A 21,014-nucleotide genomic window follows, 5' to 3' on the forward strand; every position below is an offset into this window, starting at 1 on the left:
ATGGCGAGCACATTTCGCGGTCTCCTCGGCGAGAAGCTGGGGATGACCCAGGTTTTCGACGAGAACAACCGCCTCGTGCCGGTGACCGTCGTCAAGGCGGGCCCGTGTGTGGTGACCCAGGTGCGCACCCCCGAGGTCGACGGCTACAGCGCCGTCCAGCTCGGCTTCGGTGAGATCGACCCGCGCAAGGTGAACCGTCCCGAGGGCGGGCACTTCACCAAGGCGGGCGTCACGCCGCGGCGGCACCTGGTGGAACTGCGCACCGAGGACGCCGGCGACTACACGGTCGGCCAGGAGCTGACCGCGGACGTCTTCGACGGCGTGGCCAAGGTCGACGTCATCGGGACCAGCAAGGGCAAGGGCACGGCCGGCGTCATGAAGCGTCACGGCTTCAGGGGCCTCGGCGCGTCGCACGGTACCCAGCGCAAGCACCGGTCGCCCGGTTCCATCGGTGGCGCATCCACCCCGGGCCGCGTGTTCAAGGGCTTGAAGATGGCCGGCCGCATGGGTGCGGTGAGGACGACCACGCTCTCGCTGGTCGTGCACAAGGTCGACGCGGAGCGGGGGCTGCTGCTCATCAAGGGCGCCGTTCCCGGTCCCAAGGGTGGCCTGCTCCTCGTCCGCTCCGCGGTCAAGGGTGGCCCCGTGGGGAGTGACAAGAAGTGAGCCAGTCGATCGACACGCGCACCGACCGCCAGGTCGACGTCCGCACGCCGGCGGGGGAGACCTCCGGCAGCGTCACGCTGCCCGGTGAGCTCTTCGACGCCGACGCCAACGTCTCCCTGATGCACCAGGTGGTCGTGGCGCAGCTCGCCGCGGCCCGTCAGGGCACGCACTCGACCAAGACCCGTGGTCAGGTCAGCGGCGGTGGCGCCAAGCCGTACCGGCAGAAGGGCACCGGCCGGGCCCGTCAGGGTTCGACCCGCGCGCCGCAGTTCGCCGGTGGTGGCATCGTCCACGGCCCCACGCCGCGGGACTACACCAAGAAGACCCCGAAGAAGATGAAGGCCGCCGCCCTGCGCGGTGCCCTCTCCGACCGGGCCCGCGAGGGCCGGGTGCACGTGGTGTCCGCCTTCGTCGACGGTGACGCCCCGAAGACCAAGACCGCCCTGGCGACGTTGAACGCGGTGACCCATGCCAAGCGCGTGCTGGTCGTGCTCGACCGGGACGACGTCCTCAACTGGGTGAGCCTGCGCAACGTGCCGCAGGTGCACCTGATCGAGGCCGGCCAGCTCAACACCTACGACGTGCTGGTCGCCGACGAGGTGATCTTCACCGAGACCGCGCTGGCCGAGTACGTGGCCGGCCGGTCGAAGGGGTCCGAGCTCCCCGACCTGGCCACGCACGTGACCCCGGGTGGCGTTCCCTCGATCGCCCCCGCCGAAGGTGAGGGCACCGTCGAGACGGCCACCGCCGCCGAGGCGCCCGCCAAGAAGGCCGCCGCGAAGAAGGCTCCGGCCAAGAAGGCTGCTCCGGCCACGCCCGAGGAGGCCGCCAAGGCCCCCGTCGAGCAGGCCACCGCTGCCAACGCCGGTCCGGACGCACAGGCGCCCGCCGAGGACGGCACCACGAACGAGACCACCGAGGAGAAGGCATGAGCGTCCGCGACCCCCGGGACGTCCTGCTCGCCCCGGTCATCTCCGAGAAGAGCTACGGGCTGCTCGACGGCAACCAGTACACCTTCATCGTGCTGCCCGAGGCGAACAAGACCCAGATCAAGATCGCTGTCGAGCAGATCTTCAACGTGAAGGTCGTCGGCGTGAACACGATCAACCGCCAGGGCAAGCGCAAGCGCAGCCGGGGCACGCAGATGGGCCGGCGCAAGAACACCAAGCGCGCCATCGTCTCCGTCGCCCCCGGCGACCGCATCGAGATCTTCGGCGGCCCGGGCGCCTGAGGCGCGCTGGCTCTCCAGCCCGCCCCACCACCCCGAGCATCCGACCGGACCAGAGAGAACAGACAGGGACTCACGACCCATGGCTATCCGCAAGTACAAGCCGACGACGCCGGGCCGCCGCGGCTCCAGCGTCGCCGACTTCGCCGAGGTCACCCGCGACCATCCCGAGAAGTCGCTGGTCCGGCCGCTGCACGGCCGCGGTGGACGCAACGTCCACGGCAAGGTCACCGCTCGCCACCAGGGCGGCGGTCACAAGCGCGCCTACCGGCTGATCGACTTCCGTCGGGCCGACAAGGACGGCGTGCCGGCCAAGGTCGCGCACATCGAGTACGACCCGAACCGCACCTCGCGGATCGCGCTGCTGCACTACGCCGACGGCGAGAAGCGCTACATCATCGCGCCGGCCCGGCTCAAGCAGGGTGACACGGTGGAGTGCGGACCCTCGGCCGACATCAAGCCCGGCAACAACCTGCCGCTGCGGAACATCCCCGTCGGCACCGTTGTTCATGCCATCGAGCTCCGTCCCGGTGGCGGCGCGAAGATCGCCCGGTCCGCCGGCACCAGCGTCCAGCTGGTCGCCCGTGAGGGCCGGTTCGCCCAGCTGCGCATGCCGTCGGGCGAGATCCGCAACGTCGACGTGCGCTGCCGCGCGACCGTCGGCGAGGTGGGCAACGCCGAGCAGTCGAACATCAACTGGGGCAAGGCCGGCCGTATGCGGTGGAAGGGCAAGCGCCCGACCGTCCGCGGTGTCGCCATGAACCCGGTCGACCACCCGCACGGTGGTGGTGAGGGCAAGACCTCCGGTGGGCGCCACCCGGTGAACCCGAAGGGCAAGCCGGAAGGCCGCACGCGCAAGCGCAAGGCCAGTGATGCCCTGATCGTGCGCCGCCGGCGCACCAACAAGAAGCGCTGAGCGGGTAAAGGAGTCCGACAGACATGCCACGCAGCCTGAAGAAGGGCCCGTTCGTCGACGACCACCTGCTCGCCAAGGTGGACGCACAGAACGCCAAGGGCACCAAGAACGTGATCCGTACCTGGTCGCGCCGCTCGACGATCATCCCCGACATGCTGGGCCACACCCTCGCGGTGCACGACGGCCGCAAGCACGTCCCGGTGTTCGTGACGGAGGCGATGGTTGGGCACAAGCTCGGCGAGTTCGCCCCCACGCGCACCTTCCGTGGGCACATCAAGGACGACCGCCGCTCGCGGCGGGGTTGACCAGGTAGAGAGAGATTCCGATGACTTCCCAGTTGGGACAGGAGGCACCGGTCGCCCGGGCTACGGCCCGGTTCGTCCGTGTGACCCCCATGAAGGCCCGCCGGGTGGTGGACCTGATCCGCTACCTGCCGACCGACGAGGCGCTCGCGCTGCTGCGCTTCGCCCCGCAGAGCGCCAGTGAGCCGGTGGCGAAGGTCGTGGCCAGCGCCGTGGCCAACGCTGCGCACAACCTGCAGCTGGACCCTGCCGCCCTGGTGGTCAGTGCGGCCTACGTCGACGAGGGCCCCACGCTGAAGCGGATCCGTCCGCGTGCGCAGGGCCGGGCGTTCCGCATCAACAAGCGGACCAGCCACATCACCGTCGAGGTGAGCGAGGTCGCCACCAGCGCCGTCCTCGCGCAGAAGTCGCGCAAGGCGCGCCGGGACACCGGCCAGTCCGGCCCGGCGACCCAGCAGCAGGGCAACCAGTCCAGGAGCAAGACGAGGGGAGGGACCCGCTAGTGGGTCAGAAGGTCAACCCGCACGGGTTCCGGCTCGGGATCACCACCGACTACAAGTCCCGGTGGTATGCGGACAAGCTGTACAAGGACTACGTCAAGGAAGACGTCGCGATCCGCAAGCTCATGTCCAAGGGCATGGAGCGGGCCGGCATCTCCAAGGTCGAGATCGAGCGCACCCGTGACCGGGTCCGCGTCGACATCCACACCGCCCGGCCGGGCATCGTCATCGGCCGCCGCGGTGCGGAGGCCGACCGCATCCGGGGCGAGCTCGAGAAGCTCACCGGCAAGCAGGTGCAGCTGAACATCCTCGAGGTCAAGAACCCCGAGTCCGATGCGCAGCTCGTCGCCCAGGGCGTCGCCGAGCAGCTGTCCAGCCGCGTCAGCTTCCGTCGTGCCATGCGCAAGGCCATGCAGTCGGCCCAGCGCAGCCCGCAGGTCAAGGGCATCCGGGTGCAGTGCTCGGGTCGCCTGGGCGGCACGGAGATGAGCCGGTCGGAGTTCTACCGTGAGGGCCGGGTGCCGCTGCACACGCTCCGCGCGAACATCGACTACGGCATCTACGAGGCCCGCACGACCTTCGGTCGCATCGGCGTGAAGGTCTGGATCTACAAGGGTGACGTCAGCGGCTCCCGCGCCGAGCGTGCGGCCCTCGAGGCGCTCGCCGACCGCCAGCAGCGCCGCGAGCGGGCCCAGCGCCCGCAGCGCCGCTCCGGCTCCTCCGGCACCACCGCCGGCGGGACCGAGGCCGGCCGCGCGGCAGCCGAGACGACCACCGGCCCGGCCGTGGAGCCGACCGAGAGCGCCGTCGTCGTCACCGCCGGCGAGGCCCCTCCGGAGCAGACGGTCGCCGAGGCCGTCGGCCCGGAGGCCACCGCGGCCGCCGAGACGACGGCCACCGAGAACACGGAGAGCTGAGCCATGCTCATCCCACGGCGCGTCAAGCACCGCAAGCAGCACCACCCCGACCGTGGCGGCAGGGCCAAGGGCGGGACCGCGATCAATTTCGGTGAGTACGCGATCCAGGCCCTCGAGCCTGCGTACGTGACCAACCGGCAGATCGAGTCCGCCCGTATCGCCATGACCCGCCACATCAAGCGTGGCGGCAAGGTGTGGATCTCGATCTACCCCGACCGCCCGCTGACCAAGAAGCCGGCCGAGACCCGGATGGGTTCCGGTAAGGGTTCGCCGGAGTGGTGGGTCGCCAACGTCAAGCCCGGGCGCATCATGTTCGAGCTCTCGGGTGTCGCCGAGCCGGTAGCCCGCGAGGCCATGCGCCGCGCGATCCACAAGCTCCCCATGAAGTGCCGCTTCATCACGCGTGAAGGAGAAGTGTGATGGCCGCCGGTCTGACGGCTCCCGAGCTGCGCGAGCTCTCTGTCGACGAGCTCGCCGCGCGGCTGCGTGAGTCCAAGGAAGAACTGTTCAACCTGCGCTTCCAGGTGGCCACCGGCCAGCTGGACAACAACAGGCGACTGCAGACCGTCCGCCGCGACATCGCCCGGATCTACACGATCATGCGCGAGCGCGAGCTGGGTCTCTCGGTCGCCCCGAACGAGGGTGTGGCATGAGCGATCCCCAGACGGTCAGCGCGACGTCGACCGGCCCCGGCCTGGCCGGGCGCGGGTACCGCAAGGTCCGCGAGGGCCTGGTGGTGAGCGACAAGATGGAGAAGACCATCGTCGTCGAGGTGGAGGACCGTGTGAAGCACGCCCTCTACGGCAAGGTCATCCGCCGGACGAACAAGCTCAAGGTGCACGACGAGCAGAACGTCGCCGGCATCGGTGACCGTGTGCAGATCATGGAGACCCGGCCGACGTCGGCCACCAAGCGGTGGCGGCTGGTCGAGGTCCTCGAGAAGGCCAAGTAAGCAGCTCGAAGGCGGCCTTCCGGGGCCGTATCACACGCACCAGCACGTACGAGTACGCTGGACGACTGGCGCGCGCCTCCCGGGTGCGCGCCGCATCCCGGCTCCCGTGCACGACGCACCGGCGGCGCAGGCCGTCGGTGCGTCGGCACGCGGGTGCCGGACAGCCGGTTCACCGATCCGGCCCGGCTGTCACCACTGAGATTTGGGAGTAGGACGTGATCCAGCAGGAGTCGCGACTGCGGGTCGCCGACAACACCGGTGCAAAGGAGATCCTCTGCATCCGGGTGCTCGGCGGTTCCGGGCGACGCTACGCGGGCATCGGCGACATCATCGTCGGCACCGTGAAGGACGCCCTGCCCGGCGCCGGTGTCAAGAAGGGCGACGTGGTCAAGGCCGTCATCGTCCGCACGGTGAAGGAGCGGCGTCGTCCCGACGGTTCCTACATCCGCTTCGACGAGAACGCCGCGGTCATCATCCGCGACAGCGGCGACCCGCGCGGTACGCGCATCTTCGGCCCCGTGGGCCGCGAGCTCCGCGACAAGCGCTTCATGCGGATCATCTCGCTCGCACCGGAGGTGCTGTGATCATGGCTGCCACGAACAAGGGCACCAACAAGGCCGGCACCAGCAAGGCGAAGGCGCCGTCCATGAAGATCAAGAAGGGTGACACCGTCGTCGTCCTGTCCGGCAAGGACAGGGGCGCGAAGGGTCGCGTCATCGCGGCCTTCCCGGCGGTCCAGCGTGTCCTGGTCGAGGGCGTCGGGCGCGTGAAGAAGCACACCCGCATCAGCTCGACCCAGCGCGGCGCCCAGCAGGGCGGGATCGTCACGCAGGAGGCTCCCATCCACGTGAGCAACGTGATGGTGATCGACTCCGAGGACAAGCCGACCCGGGTCGGTTACCGCAAGGACGACAACGGCCGCAGCATCCGGGTCTCGCGGCGCACCGGTAAGGACCTCTGATCGCCATGAGTGCACCCACGCGTGAGCTGCCCCGCATGCTCGCCCACTACCGCGAGACCATCGCGCCGACGATGCAGTCGGAGTTCGGCTACGAGAACGTCATGCAGATCCCGCGGCTGACGAAGATCGTCGTCAACATGGGCGTCGGCGAGGCCACTCGTGACGCCAAGCTGATGGACGGCGCCGTCCGCGACCTGACCGCGATCACCGGTCAGAAGCCGGCGGTCGTCCGGGCCCGCAAGTCCATCGCGCAGTTCAAGCTGCGCGAGGGCATGCCCATCGGCGCCAAGGTCACCCTGCGCGGGGACCGGATGTGGGAGTTCCTGGACCGGCTGCTGTCGCTGGCCCTGCCCCGTATCCGTGACTTCCGCGGGCTGAGCCCCAAGCAGTTCGACGGCCACGGCAACTACACGTTCGGCCTGAACGAGCAGTCGATGTTCCGCGAGATCGACGTCGACAAGATCGACCGGCAGCGCGGCATGGACATCACGCTGGTCACCACCGCCACGAACGACGAGGAGGGTCGCGAGCTGCTCCGCCAGCTCGGCTTCCCCTTCGCCGGCCAGCCCGTCGTGACCACCATCCGCTGAGCCGGTAGGAGACAACCATGGCCAAGAAGGCTCTGATCAACAAGGCGGCCCGCAAGCCCAAGTTCGCGGTCCGCGGGTACACCCGCTGCCAGCGGTGCGGTCGTCCCCACTCCGTCTTCCGCAAGTTCGGCCTCTGCCGGATCTGCCTGCGGGAGATGGCCCACGCCGGGGAGCTCCCCGGCGTGCGCAAGAGTTCCTGGTAAGCACCGCACCACCCGGCCGGGGCGCTCGCCCCGGCCGCACCACGGCACCATTGATCGCCGAGAGGCCCAGCGCCAAGTCTCCGAGACCCAGCGCATGAGGAACCGCGGCGAGAGAGGCACCACCTGACATGACGATGACCGACCCGATCGCGGACATGCTCACGCGTCTGCGGAACGCCAACCAGGCGTACCACGACAGCGCGGTCATGCCGTCCTCGAAGCTCAAGACGCACATCGCCGAGATCCTCCAGCAGGAGGGCTACATCGCCGGCTGGGCCGTCAGCGACGTCGAGAAGGACGGCAGCACCTTCAAGCAGCTGCAGATCGATCTGAAGTACGGCCCCAACCGCGAGCGCAGCATCGCCGGTGTCCGGCGGGTCTCGAAGCCCGGTCTGCGGGTCTACGCGAAGTCGAACTCCCTGCCCAAGGTGCTCGGCGGACTCGGGGTGGCGATCATCTCGACGTCGACCGGGCTGCTGACGGACAAGCAGGCGAACAAGAAGGGCGTGGGTGGGGAAGTCCTCGCCTACGTCTGGTAAGGGAGCGAACGGCAATGTCACGAATCGGACGACTCCCGATCGCCGTCCCGAGCGGTGTCGACGTCACCATCAACGGCCAGACGGTCAACGTGAAGGGCCCCAAGGGCTCGCTGAGCCACACGGTCGCCTCGCCCATCACGGTCGAGCGCGACGAGGACGGGACGCTGCGGGTGCAGCGACCCAACGACGAGCGTCAGAACCGCGCCCTGCACGGGCTGTCGCGGACGCTCATCGCCAACATGATCACCGGCGTCACCGAGGGCTACACCAAGACCCTCGAGATCGTCGGTGTCGGTTACCGCGTCCAGGCGCGCGGCTCGGACCTCGAGTTCGCCCTGGGCTTCAGCCACCCGGTGCCGGTGAAGGCCCCCGAGGGGATCTCCTTCGCCGTCGAGTCCCCGACCCGCCTGCGGGTCACGGGGATCGACAAGCAGCAGGTCGGCGAGGTCGCCGCCAAGATCCGCAAGATCCGCAAGCCCGACCCCTACAAGGGCAAGGGCGTGCGGTATCAGGGCGAGGTCGTCAAGCGCAAGGTCGGGAAGACGGGTAAGTGATGGCAACCGCAACTACTCCCACGAACGGGAAGTCCGCCGGCGGCCACAAGCCCGTCGGCACCGACATCAGCACGGCCCGCCGCGTCTCGCGGCTGCGCCGTCACAACCGCCTGCGCAAGCGGGTCGAGGGCACGCCGGAGCGTCCGCGCCTGGTGGTCAAGCGCTCGTCGCGCCACATCCACGTGCAGCTCGTCGACGACACCGTCGGCCGCACGCTGGCCAGCGCCTCGACGATGGGTCTCCGGGGCGCCGAGGGCGACAAGTCCGCCCTCGCCCGTCAGGTGGGCGCCCTGATCGCCGACCGGGCGAAGGCAGCCGGCGTCTCCGCCGTCGTCTTCGACCGTGGCGGCAACCGGTACGCCGGTCGCATCGCCGCGCTCGCCGACGGCGCCCGCGAGGGTGGGCTGGACTTCTGATGACCATCATCGCGAACACCGTGCAGAAGCAGATCGAGAGGGACGTCTGATGCCAGGACCACAGCGACGCGGCGGCGGCGCCGGCGGCGGCAACGACCGCCGCGACCGTCGTGACGGCGGGCGGGGCCCCGGAGGCGCTCCCGCGGAGAAGAGCAACTACATCGAGCGCGTGGTCGCCATCAACCGCGTGTCCAAGGTCGTCAAGGGTGGTCGGCGCTTCAGCTTCACCGCCCTGGTGATCGTGGGCGACGGCGACGGCAAGGTCGGCGTGGGCTACGGCAAGGCCAAGGAGGTGCCCGCGGCGATCGCCAAGGGCGTCGAGGAGGCCAAGAAGCACTTCTACAACGTGCCGCGCATCGCCAGCACCATCCCGCACCCCGTGCAGGGCGAGGCGGCGGCCGGTGTCGTGCTCCTCAAGCCGGCCAGCCCCGGTACCGGTGTCATCGCAGGTGGCCCGGTGCGTGCCGTGCTCGAGTGCGCCGGCATCCACGACGTGCTCTCCAAGAGCCTGGGTTCCTCGAACCCGATCAACATCGTGCACGCCACGATGCAGGCGCTGAAGGACCTCGTCCGCCCCGAGGAGATCGCGGCCCGCCGTGGTCTGCCGCTCGAGGACGTCGCCCCCGCCGCCATGCTCCGTGCGCGTGCGGGTCAGGGGGTCTGAGATGGCGCAGCTCAAGGTCACCCAGGTCAAGTCGGCCATCGGGCGCAAGAAGAACCAGCGCGAGACGCTGCGGTCGCTGGGCCTGAAGCGGATCCACGACTCGGTCGTGCAGGAGGACCGTCCCGAGATCCGCGGGATGGTCGCGACGGTGCCGCACCTCGTGCGCGTCGAGGAAGTCTGAGGAAAGACTCGCTATGACTCTGAAAGTTCACCACCTGCGTCCGGCCCCGGGCGCCCACACCGCCAAGACGCGAGTCGGCCGCGGTGAGGGCTCCAAGGGCAAGACGGCCGGTCGCGGCACCAAGGGCACCGGCGCGCGCGGCAACACCCACGCCCGGTTCGAGGGCGGGCAGACCCCGCTGCACATGCGGCTGCCCAAGCTCTCCGGCTTCAAGAACCCCAACAAGGTCGTCTTCCAGGTCGTCAACCTCGACCGGATCGCGGCGCTCTTCCCCCAGGGCGGACAGGTCACCCCGGACTCGCTCGCCGAGGCCGGTGCGGTCCGCCGCGGCCAGCCGGTCAAGGTCCTGGGAACCGGCGAGCTCGGCGGCGTCAAGGTCGACGTCCAGGCGCACGCCTTCTCGGCGTCCGCTGCCGACAAGATCGGTGCGGCCGGGGGCAGCACCACCCGTATCTGACGCCGGCGACCCCCGGGGCGCAAAAATGCGCCTCCGGGGGTCGTCTGCTGCCCGGCCCGTCGTCGTTCCGGGCGGGTCCGTTGCTAACCTCACACGACCGACTCGGGGAGGGCACGTGCTGCAGGCGTTCGCCGCGGCGTTCCGGACGCCAGACCTCCGGCGCAAGCTGCTGTTCTCCCTGGCGATCATCGCCGTCTACCGGCTGGGTGCCGCCGTACCGGGGCCTGGCGTCTCCGTCGAGGCGATCAACCGGTGCCTCGATCTGGCGCAGGCCTCCGACCAGCGCGACATCTACTCGCTGGTCAACCTGTTTTCGGGCGGCGCACTGCTGCGGCTGAGCGTCTTCGCGCTCGGGATCATGCCGTACATCACTGCGAGCATCATCGTGCAGCTGCTGGTGGTCGTGATCCCGCGGTTCGAGCAGCTGAAGAAGGAAGGGCAGTCGGGTCAGGCGAAGCTGACCCAGTACACCCGCTACCTGACGATCGCCCTGGCCGTCCTGCAGAGCACCGGCATCATCGCCCTGGCGCGCAGCGGTCAGCTGTTCCCCGGGTGCTCCGAGAGCATCATCCCGTCGGACTCCGTGTGGTCGACGGTGGTGCTGGTCATCGCCCTCACCGCCGGCACGGCGCTGATCATGTGGCTCGGCGAGCTGCTCACCGAGAAGGGGATCGGCAACGGCATGTCCGTGCTGATCTTCACCTCGATCGCCGCCCGCATCCCCGCCGAGGGCGGCGCGATCCTCCAGACCCGCGGTGGCATCGTCTTCGCGGTCGTCTGCGCCTTCGCGCTGCTGATCATCGGTGCGGTCGTGTACGTCGAACAGGCCCAGCGCCGCATCCCGGTCCAGTACGCCAAGCGGATGGTCGGCCGCCGGATGTACGGCGGGACGTCGACGTACCTGCCGCTGAAGGTGAACCAGGCCGGCGTCATCCCGGTGATCTTCGCGTCGTCCCTGCTCTACCTGCCCCAGCTGATCACCCAGCTGCAGGGCAACGAGACGGGTCCGGTCCGACGGTTCTTCGAGAACTACATCATCGACCAGAGCAGCCCGGTCCACGTCGCGTTCTACTTCGGTCTGATCGTCTTCTTCACGTACTTCTACGTGTCGATCACGTTCAATCCCGAGGAACGGGCCGATGACATGAAGCGCTACGGCGGCTTCATCCCGGGCATCCGCCCTGGCCGGCCGACCGCCGAGTACCTGCAGTACGTGCTCTCCCGGATCACGCTGCCGGGCTCCATCTACCTGGGAACGGTGGCCGTGCTACCGAACCTGTTCCTGTCGATCACGCAGGAGGGGCAGAACCAGAATTTCCCGTTCGGGGGAACCGCGGTGCTGATCATGGTCGGAGTGGGGTTGGAGACGGTGAAGCAGATCGAGACACAGCTCAACCAGCGCAACTACGAAGGGTTCCTGAAGTAGTGCGCGTCGTCCTCCTGGGCCCCCCCGGAGCGGGCAAGGGAACCCAGGCGCAGATCATCGCCGGCCGGTTCGGTGTTCCGGCGATCTCGACCGGAGACATCTTCCGGGCCAACGTGAGCGGCCAGACCGAGCTCGGCCGGAAGGCCAAGACCTACATGGACGCCGGTGACCTCGTCCCCGACGAGATCACCGTCGCCATGGTGCGGGAACGCCTGGCCGAGCCCGATGCCAAGACCGGGTTCCTGCTGGACGGTTTCCCGCGGACCATCGCCCAGGCCGAGCAGCTCCGCCAGTCGCTGGCCGACCTCGGGTCCGCCCTCGACTGCGTGCTGGAGCTGGTCGTGGAGGAGGAGGAGCTGGTCCGCAGGCTCTCCGGCCGCCGGATGCTCGTCGACGGCGAGATGGTCCAGCGTGACGACGACAAGCCGGAGACGGTCCGGCACCGGCTGCGCGTCTACCGGGAACAGACGGCCCCGCTCTCCGGGTTCTACGAATCCGAAGGCCTGCTGCGCCGCATCGACGCGATCGGTGAGGTCGAGGAGGTCACCGCCCGCGCGCTGACCGCGTGCGGTGCGTCGGAGCCCGGCCAGCCGACTGCGGACTGACGGGCAGGGCAGCAGATGACGGCCGGGATCCTGAGCCGCATCCCGCTGCTCGCGAAGTGGAGTGGACGCATGATCCAGATCAAGACACCGCATGAGATCGAGCTCATGCGCGCCTCCGGCCTCGTGACCGCGGGGGCGCTCGCTGCGGTGAAGGCCGCGGTCCGGCCGGGTGTCACCACCGGCGAGCTGGACGCGATCGCCGAGGACCACATCCGCTCCCAGGGGGCGGTGCCCAACTTCCTCGGCTACCACGGGTTCACCGGCACCATCTGTGCCTCCATCAATCACGAGATCGTGCACGGGATCCCCGACCCCGATCGCCGGCTGGCCGAGGGGGACAACATCTCCATCGACTGCGGGGCCATCCTGCAGGGCTGGCACAGCGACTCCGCGGTCACCGTGACGGTGGGGGAGCCCTCGGCCGAGGACGCCGCGTTGCTGGACGTGACGGAACGGTCGATGTGGGCCGGCCTGGCGAAGGCGATCGCCGGTGGGCGACTGACCGACATCAGCGCCGCCGTCGAGCGGACCATCACCGCCGAGGCGCACCCGTACGGGATCGTGGACCGCTACGGCGGGCACGGCATCGGCACGGAGATGCACCAGGACCCGCACGTCCTGAACTACGGGCGCCCCGGCCGGGGACCCAAGCTGGTCCCGGGCCTGACGCTGGCCATCGAGCCGATGGTCACCGTCGGCGACCCGGCGACGGTGGAGCTCGACGACGGCTGGACGGTGATCACCAAGGACGGCTCACGTGCGGCGCACTTCGAGCACACCGTGGCGATCACCCCCGAGGGCCCCTGGGTGCTGACGGCCGAGGACGGCGGCGTCGCCGGCCTCGCCCCGTTCGGCATCACGCCCCGCACCTGAAGCAGGACCCGCCCCTTGCAGGGTCCCGTTGCCGGCTCCGTCCCGAGGCTCACCCGAGCGTGCGAGGGGCGAGGTGTACGGGATGCTTGGACGCTGGGGGGGCAGCGGGCCATCGGCTGCAGGGGAGCCACCACTCGGCGTGCTGCCCATCACCCCTCACCCCCCGGGGGGCGGGTTGGTGAGTGGTGGGACGCCGCGGTATAGTGGCCGATGGCGTTCGCGCCGTCTCGTCGTCGTGCTGTGGCCGCACGATGCGGGACGCCCTCGCGAGAGCGCCTGCACCACCTGATCTGCAACCACCGAGCGCGTCCGACGGGGTTCCTCCCTGGGTGCGCGAGGACATGGACCACCGAGTCAAGGAGCGCGTGTAGGGAATGGCGAAGAAGGACGGGGCCATCGAGGTCGAGGGTCGCGTCGTCGAGCCGCTGCCCAATGCGATGTTCCGGGTCGAGCTGCAGAACGGGCACCGGGTGCTCGCCCACATCAGCGGCAAGATGCGTCAGCACTACATCCGCATCCTGCCCGAGGACCGCGTGGTCGTGGAGCTCTCGCCCTACGACCTGACCCGCGGTCGCATCGTCTACCGCTACAAGTAACCGCTCGACCGCGACTGCCCACCGGCAGAGCCGCGGCGGCACACGATCTGAGGAATGAGGGGCGGCACCGGTGAAGGTCCAGCCGTCGGTGAAGAAGATCTGCGACAAGTGCAAGGTGATCCGCCGGCACGGCCGGGTCATGGTCATCTGCGACAACGCCCGGCACAAGCAGCGCCAGGGCTGAGGGAGTACGCGAACATGGCACGACTGGCTGGCGTCGACCTGCCCCGCGAGAAGCGGATGGAGATCGCGCTCACCTACATCTATGGCATCGGCAAGGCGCACGCGAAGGAGACCTTGGCCGCGACGGGCGTCAGCCCCGATCTGCGCGTCAAGGACCTCGGCGACGAGGACCTGCTGAAGCTGCGCGACTACATCGACGAGCACTTCCGCGTCGAGGGTGACCTGCGCCGCGAGGTGGCCGGCGACATCCGCCGCAAGGTGGAGATCGGCTGCTACCAGGGGCTGCGGCACCGCCGTGGGCTCCCGGTCCACGGTCAGCGCACCAAGACCAACGCGCGCTCGAGCAAGGGCCCGCGCAAGACCATCGCCGGCAAGAAGAAGGCCGGCAAGAAGTAAGCCGCGTGGCGTGCCGTCGCGGCGACCCGTGAGGGCGGGAGCGACGGCGCGCCAGCGGGCTGCCTCTGGCAGCACCCCCAGGCCATAGCAACGTCAAGGATCCGGAGAGACATGCCTCCCAGGGCTCGCACCGCGGCTGGTGCCAAGAAGGTCCGCCGCAAGGAGAAGAAGAACGTCGCCCACGGCGCCGCGCACATCAAGAGCACGTTCAACAACACGATCGTGTCGATCACCGACCCCAACGGCAACGTGATCAGCTGGGCCTCCGCCGGCCACGTCGGTTTCAAGGGCTCGCGCAAGTCCACGCCGTTCGCGGCGCAGATGGCTGCCGAGAACGCTGCGCGCAAGGCGCAGGAGCACGGCATGCGCAAGGTCGACGTCTTCGTGAAGGGCCCGGGCTCCGGTCGCGAGACGGCAATCCGCTCCCTGCAGGCCACCGGGCTCGAGGTCGGACAGATCCAGGACGTGACGCCGCAGCCGCACAACGGCTGCCGCCCCAAGAAGCGCCGCCGGGTCTGACCGGTCACTGACGAGACGAATCAGGAGTATTTGACGTGGCCCGTTACACCGGAGCCGACTGCCGCATGTGCCGGCGCGAGAAGATGAAGCTGTTCCTCAAGGGCAGCAAGTGCGAGTCCCCGAAGTGCCCGATCGAGATCCGGCCCTACCCGCCGGGCGAGCACGGCCGTGGCCGCACCAAGGACAGCGAGTACCTGCTCCAGCTCCGTGAGAAGCAGAAGGCCCGCCGCATCTACGGCGTCCTCGAGAAGCAGTTCCGCGGCTACTACGAAGAGGCCAACCGCAAGACCGGCAAGACCGGCGAGGTCCTCCTCCAGATCCTGGAGTCGCGGCTGGACAACGTGGTCTACCGGGCCGGCTTCGCCGAGTCCCGCGACATGGCCCGCCAGCTGGTGCGTCACGGCCACATCCGGGTGAACGGCCGCAAGGTCGACATCCCGTCCTACCGGGTGAGCGAGAACGACATCATCGAGGTCGCGGAGAAGTCGCGCACGATGCTGCCGTTCGAGATCGCCCAGGCCCGCGCCGGCGAGCGTCCCGTGCCGGCCTGGCTGGAGGTCATCAGCAGCCAGCTGCGCGTGCTCGTGCACAGCATCCCGGCCCGCCAGGTGATCGACACCCCGGTCCAGGAGCAGCTGATCGTGGAGCTCTACTCCAAGTAAGAGGACCCCGTCCTCCTCACCCCTCGCAAGCTCGGGGGTGGCCTCGGGACGGGGCCACGGCTCCGGCGGGCGGACAGATGCCCGCCGGAGCCAGCACCACCCCCTCACGGCGTCATATGGCGGTCGCCGGAGGACCAGAAGGAGATCCACCATGCTCATCGCACAGCGCCCCACCCTCACCGAGGAGACGATCACCGAGTCCCGCTCGCGGTTCGTCATCGAGCCGCTCGAGCCCGGCTTCGGCTACACCCTCGGCAACTCCCTGCGCCGCACGCTCCTCTCCTCGATCCCCGGCGCTGCTGTCACCAGCATCCGGATCGAGGGCACCCTGCACGAGTTCACCACCGTGCCGGGCGTCAAGGAGGACGTCACCGAGATCATCCTCAACCTCAAGGGTCTGGTCGTCAGCTCCGACTCGGACGAGCCGGTGACCATGTACCTGCGCAAGCAGGGCCCCGGCGAGGTCACCGCCGCCGACATCGCGCCCCCGGCCGGTGTCGAGGTGCACAACCCCGACCTGCACATCGCGACCCTCAACGGCAAGGGCCGCCTCGAGATCGAGCTGGTCGTCGAGCGTGGCCGCGGCTACGTCCCGGCGCCGCAGAACAAGCAGCCCGGCCAGGAGATCGGCCGCATCCCGGTCGACTCCATCTACTCGCCGGTCCTCAAGGTGACCTACGCCGTCGAGGCCACCCGTGTCGAGCAGCGCACCGACTTCGACCGCCTGGTCGTCGACGTCGAGACCAAGCCGTCGATCGCCCCGCGGGACGCCATCGCGTCTGCCGGTTCGACCCTGGTCGAGCTGTTCGGCCTGCTGCGCGAGCTGAACGTCGACGCCGAGGGCATCGAGGTCGGCCCGAGCCCGGCCGAGGCCGCCGACATCGCGAACTTCTCGATGCCGATCGAGGACATGGACCTCACCGTCCGGTCCTACAACTGCCTCAAGCGCGAGGGCGTGCACACCGTCGGTGAGCTCGTCACCCGTTCCGAGGCCGACCTCCTCGACATCCGCAACTTCGGGGCCAAGTCGATCGACGAGGTCAAGATGAAGCTGGCGGCCATGGGTCTCGCGCTCAAGGACAGCCCGCCCGGGTTCATCCCCACCTCGATCGAGAGCTACGACGAGGGCTACGAGACCGACGCGTACCAGGGTTCGCCCGAGTACGCCGACGTCGAGTACAGCGACGCCTCCTTCCAGGAGACCGAGCAGCTCTGAAAGGACCCCGTCCTCCCACCCTTCGCACGCCCAAGGTGGGACCCTGGACGGGGCCACGGTGGGGCCCTGCAGCGGGGCCGGTCGGACGGCGGGGGAACCCGCCGTCCGGCGCCGCCCTCGGTGCAGCGACACTGGACGCGAGCAGCAGCCGCGACACCAGGGCACCACTCAGGAACGCAGCACGACCCGGACGACGCACCACCACGGATGCAGCCGAGCACGCACCGCCCGGCCGCTTGAGGAAGGACCGACATGCCCACCCCCACCAAGGGCCCCCGTCTCGGCGGGTCTCCCGCGCACGAGCGGCTGATGCTGGCCAACCTGGCCACCTCGCTGTTCGAGCACGGGCGGATCACGACCACCGAGACGAAGGCGAAGCGCCTGCGTCCCCTGGCCGAGAAGCTGGTGACCTTCGCCAAGCGCGGTGACCTGCACGCCCGTCGTCAGGTGATGACGACCATCCGTGACAAGGACGTCGTCCACACCCTCTTCGCCGAGATCGGTCCTCGCTACGAGAACCGTCCCGGTGGCTACACCCGGATCACCAAGGTGGGCCCCCGCAAGGGCGACAACGCCCCCATGGCGGTCATCGAGCTGGTCGAGGCCCTGACCGTCGGTCAGCAGGCGGTCGGCGAGGCCGAGCGTGCGCGCGGCACCACGTTCGCGTCGGGCGCCGGGTCGGCCGCCGCCTCGGGCGAGGTCACGGCCGACGCGCTCGAGGACGCCGAGTCCACGGACGCGGACGCCGGCGACGAGGCCGTCGCCGCGGACGGTGCCGAGGACGCGTCCTCCGAGGACGCCGACGTCGTCGCCGCTGACGCGGAGTCCCCCGGCGACGCCGAGGCCACGGACGGCGCACGGTGAGTGACCCCGACGCCCCTGTCCCGGCCGCCGAGGCCGCGGACGGCGACGCCGCGCCGCAGCAGGGCGCTCCGGGTACGGGCGGCAACGCCGGCGCGGTGGGCGTGCGCGTGGGCGGCGGCGACCAGGGGGCGACCCTCGACGGCGAGACGACCGGGCCCGGTGGGGACACGTCCCCGGCCGTGGTGAACGGGTCGGTCGACGCGGAGGCGCAGGAGACCGTCACCGACGTGTTCAGCCCGGACGGCGAGCGCCAGGACGACGGTGCCGTGAACCCGGAGCCGCAGCGGCAGAACGCGGCCGTCGTCGACGACCCGGCCCTGTCGCCCGAGCTCGCCGCCGCCGCGGCGGCCGAGATCGAGGCCGCGGAGCTGAGTGACGCCGCGACCTCCGGCACCCTCTACCAGGGGGGCGACGCCGCTCCCGACCCCAAGTGAGCGGTCGCTGAGCACCACGCATGACCCCGACGAGCCCGTCACCGGCAACGGTGGCGGGCTCGTCCGTCTTCGACTGGCCGTCAGCTACGACGGCACGGAGCTGCACGGGTGGGCGCGGCAGCCCGGGCAACGCACCGTCCAGGGGGAGCTCGAGCAGGCGCTGTCCATGGTGCTGCGCGTCCCGGTCGACCTGACCGTGGCCGGGCGGACCGACGCGGGCGTGCACGCGACCGGGCAGGTCGCCCACTGCGACGTGCCCACCGGGACGTGGCGGGAGCAGGAGCACCGGCTCGTCCGGCGCCTCCGCGGCGTGCTGCCGCCGGACATCGCCGTTCCCGCGGTCGTCGAGGCACATCCCGACTTCGATGCCCGGTTCAGTGCGCTCGGCCGCCACTACGTCTATCGGCTGACCGACGACCCCTCAGGCCCACCCCCGCTGCGACGCGCCGACACGGTGGGATGGCCCCGCGCAGTGGACGCGGACGCGATGGCGGCGGCCGCGGACCTGCTGCTCGGGGAGCACGACTTCGCAGCCTTCTGCCGCCGCCGCGAGGGTGCCACCACCATCCGCACGCTCCTGGCGCTCGACGTCGTCCGCACCGGCAGTCTCGTCACCGTCTCGGCGTCGGCGGACGCCTTCTGCCACTCGATGGTGCGCAGCCTCGTCGGTGCGCTGACCGCCGTCGGGGAAGGCCGCCGCCCTCCGGAGTGGCCGGCCGCCCTGTTCGCCCGCACCGAGCGGTCCAGCGAGGTGCCCGTGGCGCCGGCCGGCGGTCTGACCCTGGTGCGCGTCGACTACCCGATCGACGAGGAGCTGGCAGCTCGTGCGCAGATCACCCGTGCGCGCCGGGAGACCTCACCGGCCTAGCGGTCGACGAGGGGTTCGGCCGGCAGGCCGGAGACGCCCCGGCTCCGCCGGTCGGCCTCGTCCGGCTCAGCCGATGGCCGCCACCGCGTCGTCGATCGGGGTCGACCCGCTGACCAGCTCCAGGACCACGCCGTCGGGGTCGGCGTCCAGGAGGGCGAGGAGCACGGCCGCCACGTCGTCCCGCGGGACGTTGCCGCGCTCCACGTGCCGGTCCAGGGCGACCCGGCCGGTGCCTGGTTCGTCGGTGAGGCCGCCCGGCCGCAGGACCGTCGTCCGGAGCCCGGGGCGAGCCCGCACGCCCTCCTCGGCGGCGAGCTTGGCGCGCAGGTAGGCGACGAAGACGTCGTCGAGACCCTCGGGCCGGCCACCGCCGGCGACCGAGTCCACCCCCATCGACGAGACGAGCAGGTAGCGCTGTACCCCGGCCCGTTCGGCGGCGTCGGCGAGCAGGACCGCGGCCGCTCGATCGACGGTGTCCTTGCGCGCGGCCCCACTGCCCGGGCCGGCGCCCGCGGCGAAGACGACCGCTTCCGCGGCGTGCACGACGGCGGCCACGTCGTCGACCGAGGCGGATTCGAGGTCGAGCACGACCGGTTCGACGCCGTCGTCGCGCAGGTCGGCCTCGTGGCGGGGATCACGGACGATCCCGACGACGGTGTCACCGCGGGCGGACAGCAGACGGCCGAGGCGGCGGGCGACCTGCCCGTGGCCGCCGGCGAGGACGATGCGCATGGACCCGCCCTACCCGCGCCGCGCCCGCCGGCACACCGGCGCGACGGTCAGCTGCTCACCCGGGGTCGGGGGGCGCGAGGAACTGCGGGCGGGCCGGCGGCCTGGCGCGCCCTTCCCGGGCGGCCACGGCCCGCGCCATGGTCCGGGCGCGCGCCAGGTCCGCGGGGGTGTCGCAGTCCAGCCAGGGGGGTGGCCGGCCGGCCGGCACCTCCGGCCGCAGGCGGCGGACCGCCAGGGGCGCGAGCACCTTGCGCAGGGACGTCGGCCCCTGGGCAGCGGTGACCGCCCCCCGGAGGGCGGTCGTCCGCCACGCGCCCAGCAGGTACTGGTCGCGGCCGGTGTCGTCCACGACCAGGACGCCGTCGCCGGTGAGGTGCTCCCGCAGCCGGCCGACCAGCTCCGCCGTCAGGAAGGGGAGATCGCCGGCGAGCACGAGGACCACGTCGGTACCGGTGGCTGCCAGCCCGGCGCGGATGGCGGCCACCGGGCCGCCCCCGACCGGCTGCTCGCGGGCCAGCAGGACATCGTCCGGGACGGGTTGCGGGGGACCCACCACGATGCGGCGTTCGGCGTCGCTCACCGCGTCGAGGACGGCGGCCAGGATCGGGCGGTCACCGACGATCAGCTGTGGTTTCGCCTGGCCGCCCAACCGGGCCGCCTTGCCGCCGGCCAGCACGACGGCCGTGTAGGGCGGGAGCGGGTCCACTGCGTCACCGTAGAGCGAGGAGGTGGGTACCGTCCTCCGCGTGGGACGAGTCACCAGCCGGACACCGGTGCTACGCATCCGCGGGCCGCAGCACTCCACCCGGCCCGACACCGTGGCCGCCGAGGAGCCCCTGGAGATCCGCCTCGCCGGCACGCCGCTGGCGGTGACCATGCGGACGCCGGGGGACGACTTCGACCTCGTGCACGGCTTCCTCGCGACCGAGGGCGTGATCGCCGGGCACGACGACGTCGCCGGCCTGCGCTACTGCGACTCGGTGGACGCCGACGGTCGCAACACCTACAACGTCGTGGACGTCGACCTCGCGCCCGGCGTGCCCGTGCCCGACACCGGGCTGGAGCGGAACTTCTACACGTCCAGCTCCTGTGGTGTCTGCGGGAAGGCGAGCATCGACGCGATCCGGACCAGGACCTCCTACGACGTGGCCGCCGACGGCGCGCGGGTGCCCCTGGAGGTGCTCCTCGCGCTGCCGGACCGGTTGCGTGCCGAGCAGCAGGTGTTCGAGAAGACCGGCGGGCTGCACGCGGCCGGGCTGTTCACCGCGGCCGGCGAGCTGGGGGCGCTGCGGGAGGACGTCGGCCGGCACAACGCCGTCGACAAGGTCATCGGCGACGCCGTCCGCGAGGGCCGGCTGCCCCTGGCCGGGCACGTGCTGATGGTGAGCGGCCGGGCCAGCTTCGAGCTGACCCAGAAAGCGGCGATGGCGGGCATCCCGGTGCTCGCGGCCGTGTCGGCGCCGTCGTCCCTGGCTGTCGAGCTGGCCCGGGAGGTGGGCATCACCCTCGTCGGGTTCCTCCGGGGCGACGGCTGCAACGTCTACACCCACCAGGACCGGATCGTCCTGCCGGAGGTGGGGTAGGGGAGTCGCCC

Annotated in this window: 35 protein-coding genes; 33 read left to right on the forward strand and 2 right to left on the reverse strand. The window is 70.6% G+C overall.

Annotation, left to right across the window (positions count from 1 at the left end; translation table 11 throughout):
* The 32 genes from rplC (at position 1) to truA (ending at position 18,688) form a co-directional block, all read left to right on the forward strand.
* Complete coding sequence (gene rplC, locus CHB94_RS10235) at positions 1 to 666, forward strand: 50S ribosomal protein L3 (protein WP_089336460.1); 666 nt, start codon at positions 1 to 3, stop codon at positions 664 to 666.
* Positions 663 to 1,598 carry a 50S ribosomal protein L4 gene (gene rplD, locus CHB94_RS10240; RefSeq protein ID WP_089336461.1) on the forward strand — a complete coding sequence of 312 codons (936 nt, stop codon included), beginning with the start codon at positions 663 to 665 and terminating at the stop codon, positions 1,596 to 1,598. The genes rplC and rplD overlap by 4 nt, the downstream gene beginning before the upstream one ends.
* On the forward strand, positions 1,595 to 1,897 hold the full coding sequence (gene rplW / locus CHB94_RS10245; protein ID WP_089336462.1) for a 50S ribosomal protein L23: 303 nt from the start codon (positions 1,595 to 1,597) through the stop codon (positions 1,895 to 1,897). The genes rplD and rplW overlap by 4 nt, the downstream gene beginning before the upstream one ends.
* Before the next feature lie 79 nt (positions 1,898 to 1,976).
* A complete protein-coding gene (gene rplB, locus CHB94_RS10250) occupies positions 1,977 to 2,810 on the forward strand; it encodes a 50S ribosomal protein L2 (protein ID WP_089336463.1) in 834 nt (277 codons plus the stop codon).
* A 23-nt stretch (positions 2,811 to 2,833) separates the two neighbouring features.
* Positions 2,834 to 3,115, forward strand: a complete 282-nt coding sequence (gene rpsS / locus CHB94_RS10255) for a 30S ribosomal protein S19 (RefSeq protein WP_089336464.1) — start codon at positions 2,834 to 2,836, stop codon at positions 3,113 to 3,115.
* A gap of 20 nt (positions 3,116 to 3,135) precedes the next feature.
* Complete coding sequence (rplV, locus tag CHB94_RS10260; protein WP_089336465.1) at positions 3,136 to 3,615, forward strand: 50S ribosomal protein L22; 480 nt, start codon at positions 3,136 to 3,138, stop codon at positions 3,613 to 3,615.
* The gene (gene rpsC, locus CHB94_RS10265; RefSeq protein ID WP_089336466.1) at positions 3,615 to 4,529 is read left to right on the forward strand and encodes a 30S ribosomal protein S3; all 915 of its coding nucleotides are present in this window, start codon (positions 3,615 to 3,617) and stop codon (positions 4,527 to 4,529) included. Before rplV ends, rpsC begins: the two co-directional genes overlap by 1 nt.
* Before the next feature lie 3 nt (positions 4,530 to 4,532).
* The gene (gene rplP, locus CHB94_RS10270; RefSeq protein ID WP_089336467.1) at positions 4,533 to 4,949 is read left to right on the forward strand and encodes a 50S ribosomal protein L16; all 417 of its coding nucleotides are present in this window, start codon (positions 4,533 to 4,535) and stop codon (positions 4,947 to 4,949) included.
* Positions 4,949 to 5,182 (forward strand): 50S ribosomal protein L29, encoded by a 234-nt coding sequence (gene rpmC / locus CHB94_RS10275; RefSeq protein WP_089336468.1) that lies wholly within the window; start codon positions 4,949 to 4,951, stop codon positions 5,180 to 5,182. The genes rplP and rpmC overlap by 1 nt, the downstream gene beginning before the upstream one ends.
* The gene (gene rpsQ, locus CHB94_RS10280; RefSeq protein ID WP_089336469.1) at positions 5,179 to 5,481 is read left to right on the forward strand and encodes a 30S ribosomal protein S17; all 303 of its coding nucleotides are present in this window, start codon (positions 5,179 to 5,181) and stop codon (positions 5,479 to 5,481) included. The genes rpmC and rpsQ overlap by 4 nt, the downstream gene beginning before the upstream one ends.
* 215 nt (positions 5,482 to 5,696) lie before the next feature.
* Positions 5,697 to 6,065, forward strand: a complete 369-nt coding sequence (rplN, locus tag CHB94_RS10285) for a 50S ribosomal protein L14 (protein WP_089336470.1) — start codon at positions 5,697 to 5,699, stop codon at positions 6,063 to 6,065.
* 2 nt (positions 6,066 to 6,067) lie between these two features.
* Complete coding sequence (rplX, locus tag CHB94_RS10290; RefSeq protein WP_438264934.1) at positions 6,068 to 6,442, forward strand: 50S ribosomal protein L24; 375 nt, start codon at positions 6,068 to 6,070, stop codon at positions 6,440 to 6,442.
* Positions 6,443 to 6,447: 5 nt separating this feature from the next.
* Complete coding sequence (rplE, locus tag CHB94_RS10295) at positions 6,448 to 7,032, forward strand: 50S ribosomal protein L5 (RefSeq protein WP_089336471.1); 585 nt, start codon at positions 6,448 to 6,450, stop codon at positions 7,030 to 7,032.
* 17 nt (positions 7,033 to 7,049) lie between these two features.
* Positions 7,050 to 7,235, forward strand: a complete 186-nt coding sequence (locus CHB94_RS10300) for a type Z 30S ribosomal protein S14 (RefSeq protein ID WP_089336472.1) — start codon at positions 7,050 to 7,052, stop codon at positions 7,233 to 7,235.
* Positions 7,236 to 7,363: 128 nt separating this feature from the next.
* Positions 7,364 to 7,774 (forward strand): 30S ribosomal protein S8, encoded by a 411-nt coding sequence (gene rpsH, locus CHB94_RS10305; protein ID WP_089336473.1) that lies wholly within the window; start codon positions 7,364 to 7,366, stop codon positions 7,772 to 7,774.
* A 14-nt stretch (positions 7,775 to 7,788) separates the two neighbouring features.
* Positions 7,789 to 8,328 (forward strand): 50S ribosomal protein L6, encoded by a 540-nt coding sequence (gene rplF, locus CHB94_RS10310; RefSeq protein ID WP_089336474.1) that lies wholly within the window; start codon positions 7,789 to 7,791, stop codon positions 8,326 to 8,328.
* Positions 8,328 to 8,744 (forward strand): 50S ribosomal protein L18, encoded by a 417-nt coding sequence (gene rplR, locus CHB94_RS10315; protein WP_089336475.1) that lies wholly within the window; start codon positions 8,328 to 8,330, stop codon positions 8,742 to 8,744. Before rplF ends, rplR begins: the two co-directional genes overlap by 1 nt.
* Positions 8,745 to 8,793: 49 nt before the next feature.
* Positions 8,794 to 9,408, forward strand: a complete 615-nt coding sequence (gene rpsE, locus CHB94_RS10320) for a 30S ribosomal protein S5 (protein WP_089336476.1) — start codon at positions 8,794 to 8,796, stop codon at positions 9,406 to 9,408.
* 1 nt (position 9,409) lies between these two features.
* A complete protein-coding gene (gene rpmD / locus CHB94_RS10325) occupies positions 9,410 to 9,589 on the forward strand; it encodes a 50S ribosomal protein L30 (RefSeq protein ID WP_089336477.1) in 180 nt (59 codons plus the stop codon).
* A gap of 13 nt (positions 9,590 to 9,602) precedes the next feature.
* A complete protein-coding gene (gene rplO / locus CHB94_RS10330) occupies positions 9,603 to 10,046 on the forward strand; it encodes a 50S ribosomal protein L15 (RefSeq protein ID WP_089336478.1) in 444 nt (147 codons plus the stop codon).
* 115 nt (positions 10,047 to 10,161) lie between these two features.
* Complete coding sequence (secY, locus tag CHB94_RS10335; RefSeq protein WP_089336479.1) at positions 10,162 to 11,472, forward strand: preprotein translocase subunit SecY; 1,311 nt, start codon at positions 10,162 to 10,164, stop codon at positions 11,470 to 11,472.
* Positions 11,472 to 12,077 carry an adenylate kinase gene (locus CHB94_RS10340; protein ID WP_089336480.1) on the forward strand — a complete coding sequence of 202 codons (606 nt, stop codon included), beginning with the start codon at positions 11,472 to 11,474 and terminating at the stop codon, positions 12,075 to 12,077. The genes secY and CHB94_RS10340 overlap by 1 nt, the downstream gene beginning before the upstream one ends.
* 15 nt (positions 12,078 to 12,092) lie before the next feature.
* Positions 12,093 to 12,950: a type I methionyl aminopeptidase gene (map, locus tag CHB94_RS10345; RefSeq protein ID WP_254920552.1), complete on the forward strand. Its 858-nt coding sequence runs from the start codon at positions 12,093 to 12,095 to the stop codon at positions 12,948 to 12,950.
* Positions 12,951 to 13,324: 374 nt separating this feature from the next.
* The gene (gene infA / locus CHB94_RS10350) at positions 13,325 to 13,546 is read left to right on the forward strand and encodes a translation initiation factor IF-1 (RefSeq protein ID WP_012950459.1); all 222 of its coding nucleotides are present in this window, start codon (positions 13,325 to 13,327) and stop codon (positions 13,544 to 13,546) included.
* A gap of 70 nt (positions 13,547 to 13,616) precedes the next feature.
* Positions 13,617 to 13,730 carry a 50S ribosomal protein L36 gene (rpmJ, locus tag CHB94_RS10355; protein WP_012950458.1) on the forward strand — a complete coding sequence of 38 codons (114 nt, stop codon included), beginning with the start codon at positions 13,617 to 13,619 and terminating at the stop codon, positions 13,728 to 13,730.
* A 14-nt stretch (positions 13,731 to 13,744) separates the two neighbouring features.
* On the forward strand, positions 13,745 to 14,125 hold the full coding sequence (gene rpsM, locus CHB94_RS10360) for a 30S ribosomal protein S13 (protein WP_089336481.1): 381 nt from the start codon (positions 13,745 to 13,747) through the stop codon (positions 14,123 to 14,125).
* 111 nt (positions 14,126 to 14,236) lie between these two features.
* Positions 14,237 to 14,644, forward strand: coding sequence for a 30S ribosomal protein S11 (gene rpsK / locus CHB94_RS10365; protein ID WP_026857037.1), 408 nt, complete (start codon positions 14,237 to 14,239; stop codon positions 14,642 to 14,644).
* Between the two features lie 35 nt (positions 14,645 to 14,679).
* Complete coding sequence (gene rpsD / locus CHB94_RS10370; RefSeq protein ID WP_089336482.1) at positions 14,680 to 15,306, forward strand: 30S ribosomal protein S4; 627 nt, start codon at positions 14,680 to 14,682, stop codon at positions 15,304 to 15,306.
* A gap of 151 nt (positions 15,307 to 15,457) precedes the next feature.
* Positions 15,458 to 16,522, forward strand: a complete 1,065-nt coding sequence (locus CHB94_RS10375) for a DNA-directed RNA polymerase subunit alpha (protein WP_089336483.1) — start codon at positions 15,458 to 15,460, stop codon at positions 16,520 to 16,522.
* 252 nt (positions 16,523 to 16,774) lie between these two features.
* Positions 16,775 to 17,386, forward strand: a complete 612-nt coding sequence (gene rplQ, locus CHB94_RS26565; RefSeq protein WP_089336484.1) for a 50S ribosomal protein L17 — start codon at positions 16,775 to 16,777, stop codon at positions 17,384 to 17,386.
* Complete coding sequence (locus tag CHB94_RS10385) at positions 17,383 to 17,820, forward strand: hypothetical protein (RefSeq protein WP_254920553.1); 438 nt, start codon at positions 17,383 to 17,385, stop codon at positions 17,818 to 17,820. The genes rplQ and CHB94_RS10385 overlap by 4 nt, the downstream gene beginning before the upstream one ends.
* Positions 17,759 to 18,688 carry a tRNA pseudouridine(38-40) synthase TruA gene (truA, locus tag CHB94_RS10390; protein WP_254920554.1) on the forward strand — a complete coding sequence of 310 codons (930 nt, stop codon included), beginning with the start codon at positions 17,759 to 17,761 and terminating at the stop codon, positions 18,686 to 18,688. Before CHB94_RS10385 ends, truA begins: the two co-directional genes overlap by 62 nt.
* A gap of 66 nt (positions 18,689 to 18,754) precedes the next feature.
* On the opposite strand, the gene CHB94_RS10395 is transcribed toward truA, so the two are convergent.
* Together CHB94_RS10395 and mobA are read right to left on the reverse strand one after the other, a co-directional pair.
* A complete protein-coding gene (locus tag CHB94_RS10395) occupies positions 18,755 to 19,420 on the reverse strand; it encodes an NAD(P)H-binding protein (RefSeq protein ID WP_089336485.1) in 666 nt (221 codons plus the stop codon).
* 55 nt (positions 19,421 to 19,475) lie between these two features.
* Positions 19,476 to 20,126, reverse strand: coding sequence for a molybdenum cofactor guanylyltransferase (gene mobA / locus CHB94_RS10400; protein ID WP_089336486.1), 651 nt, complete (start codon positions 20,124 to 20,126; stop codon positions 19,476 to 19,478).
* Between the two features lie 40 nt (positions 20,127 to 20,166).
* Here mobA and fdhD point away from each other — a divergent pair, with 40 nt between their 5' ends.
* Complete coding sequence (gene fdhD / locus CHB94_RS10405) at positions 20,167 to 21,003, forward strand: formate dehydrogenase accessory sulfurtransferase FdhD (protein WP_089336487.1); 837 nt, start codon at positions 20,167 to 20,169, stop codon at positions 21,001 to 21,003.
* The last annotated feature ends 11 nt before the right edge of the window (positions 21,004 to 21,014 follow it).

Source organism: Blastococcus mobilis, assembly GCF_900188025.1.
GTDB classification, from domain to species: Bacteria; Actinomycetota; Actinomycetes; order Mycobacteriales; family Geodermatophilaceae; genus Blastococcus_B; species Blastococcus_B mobilis.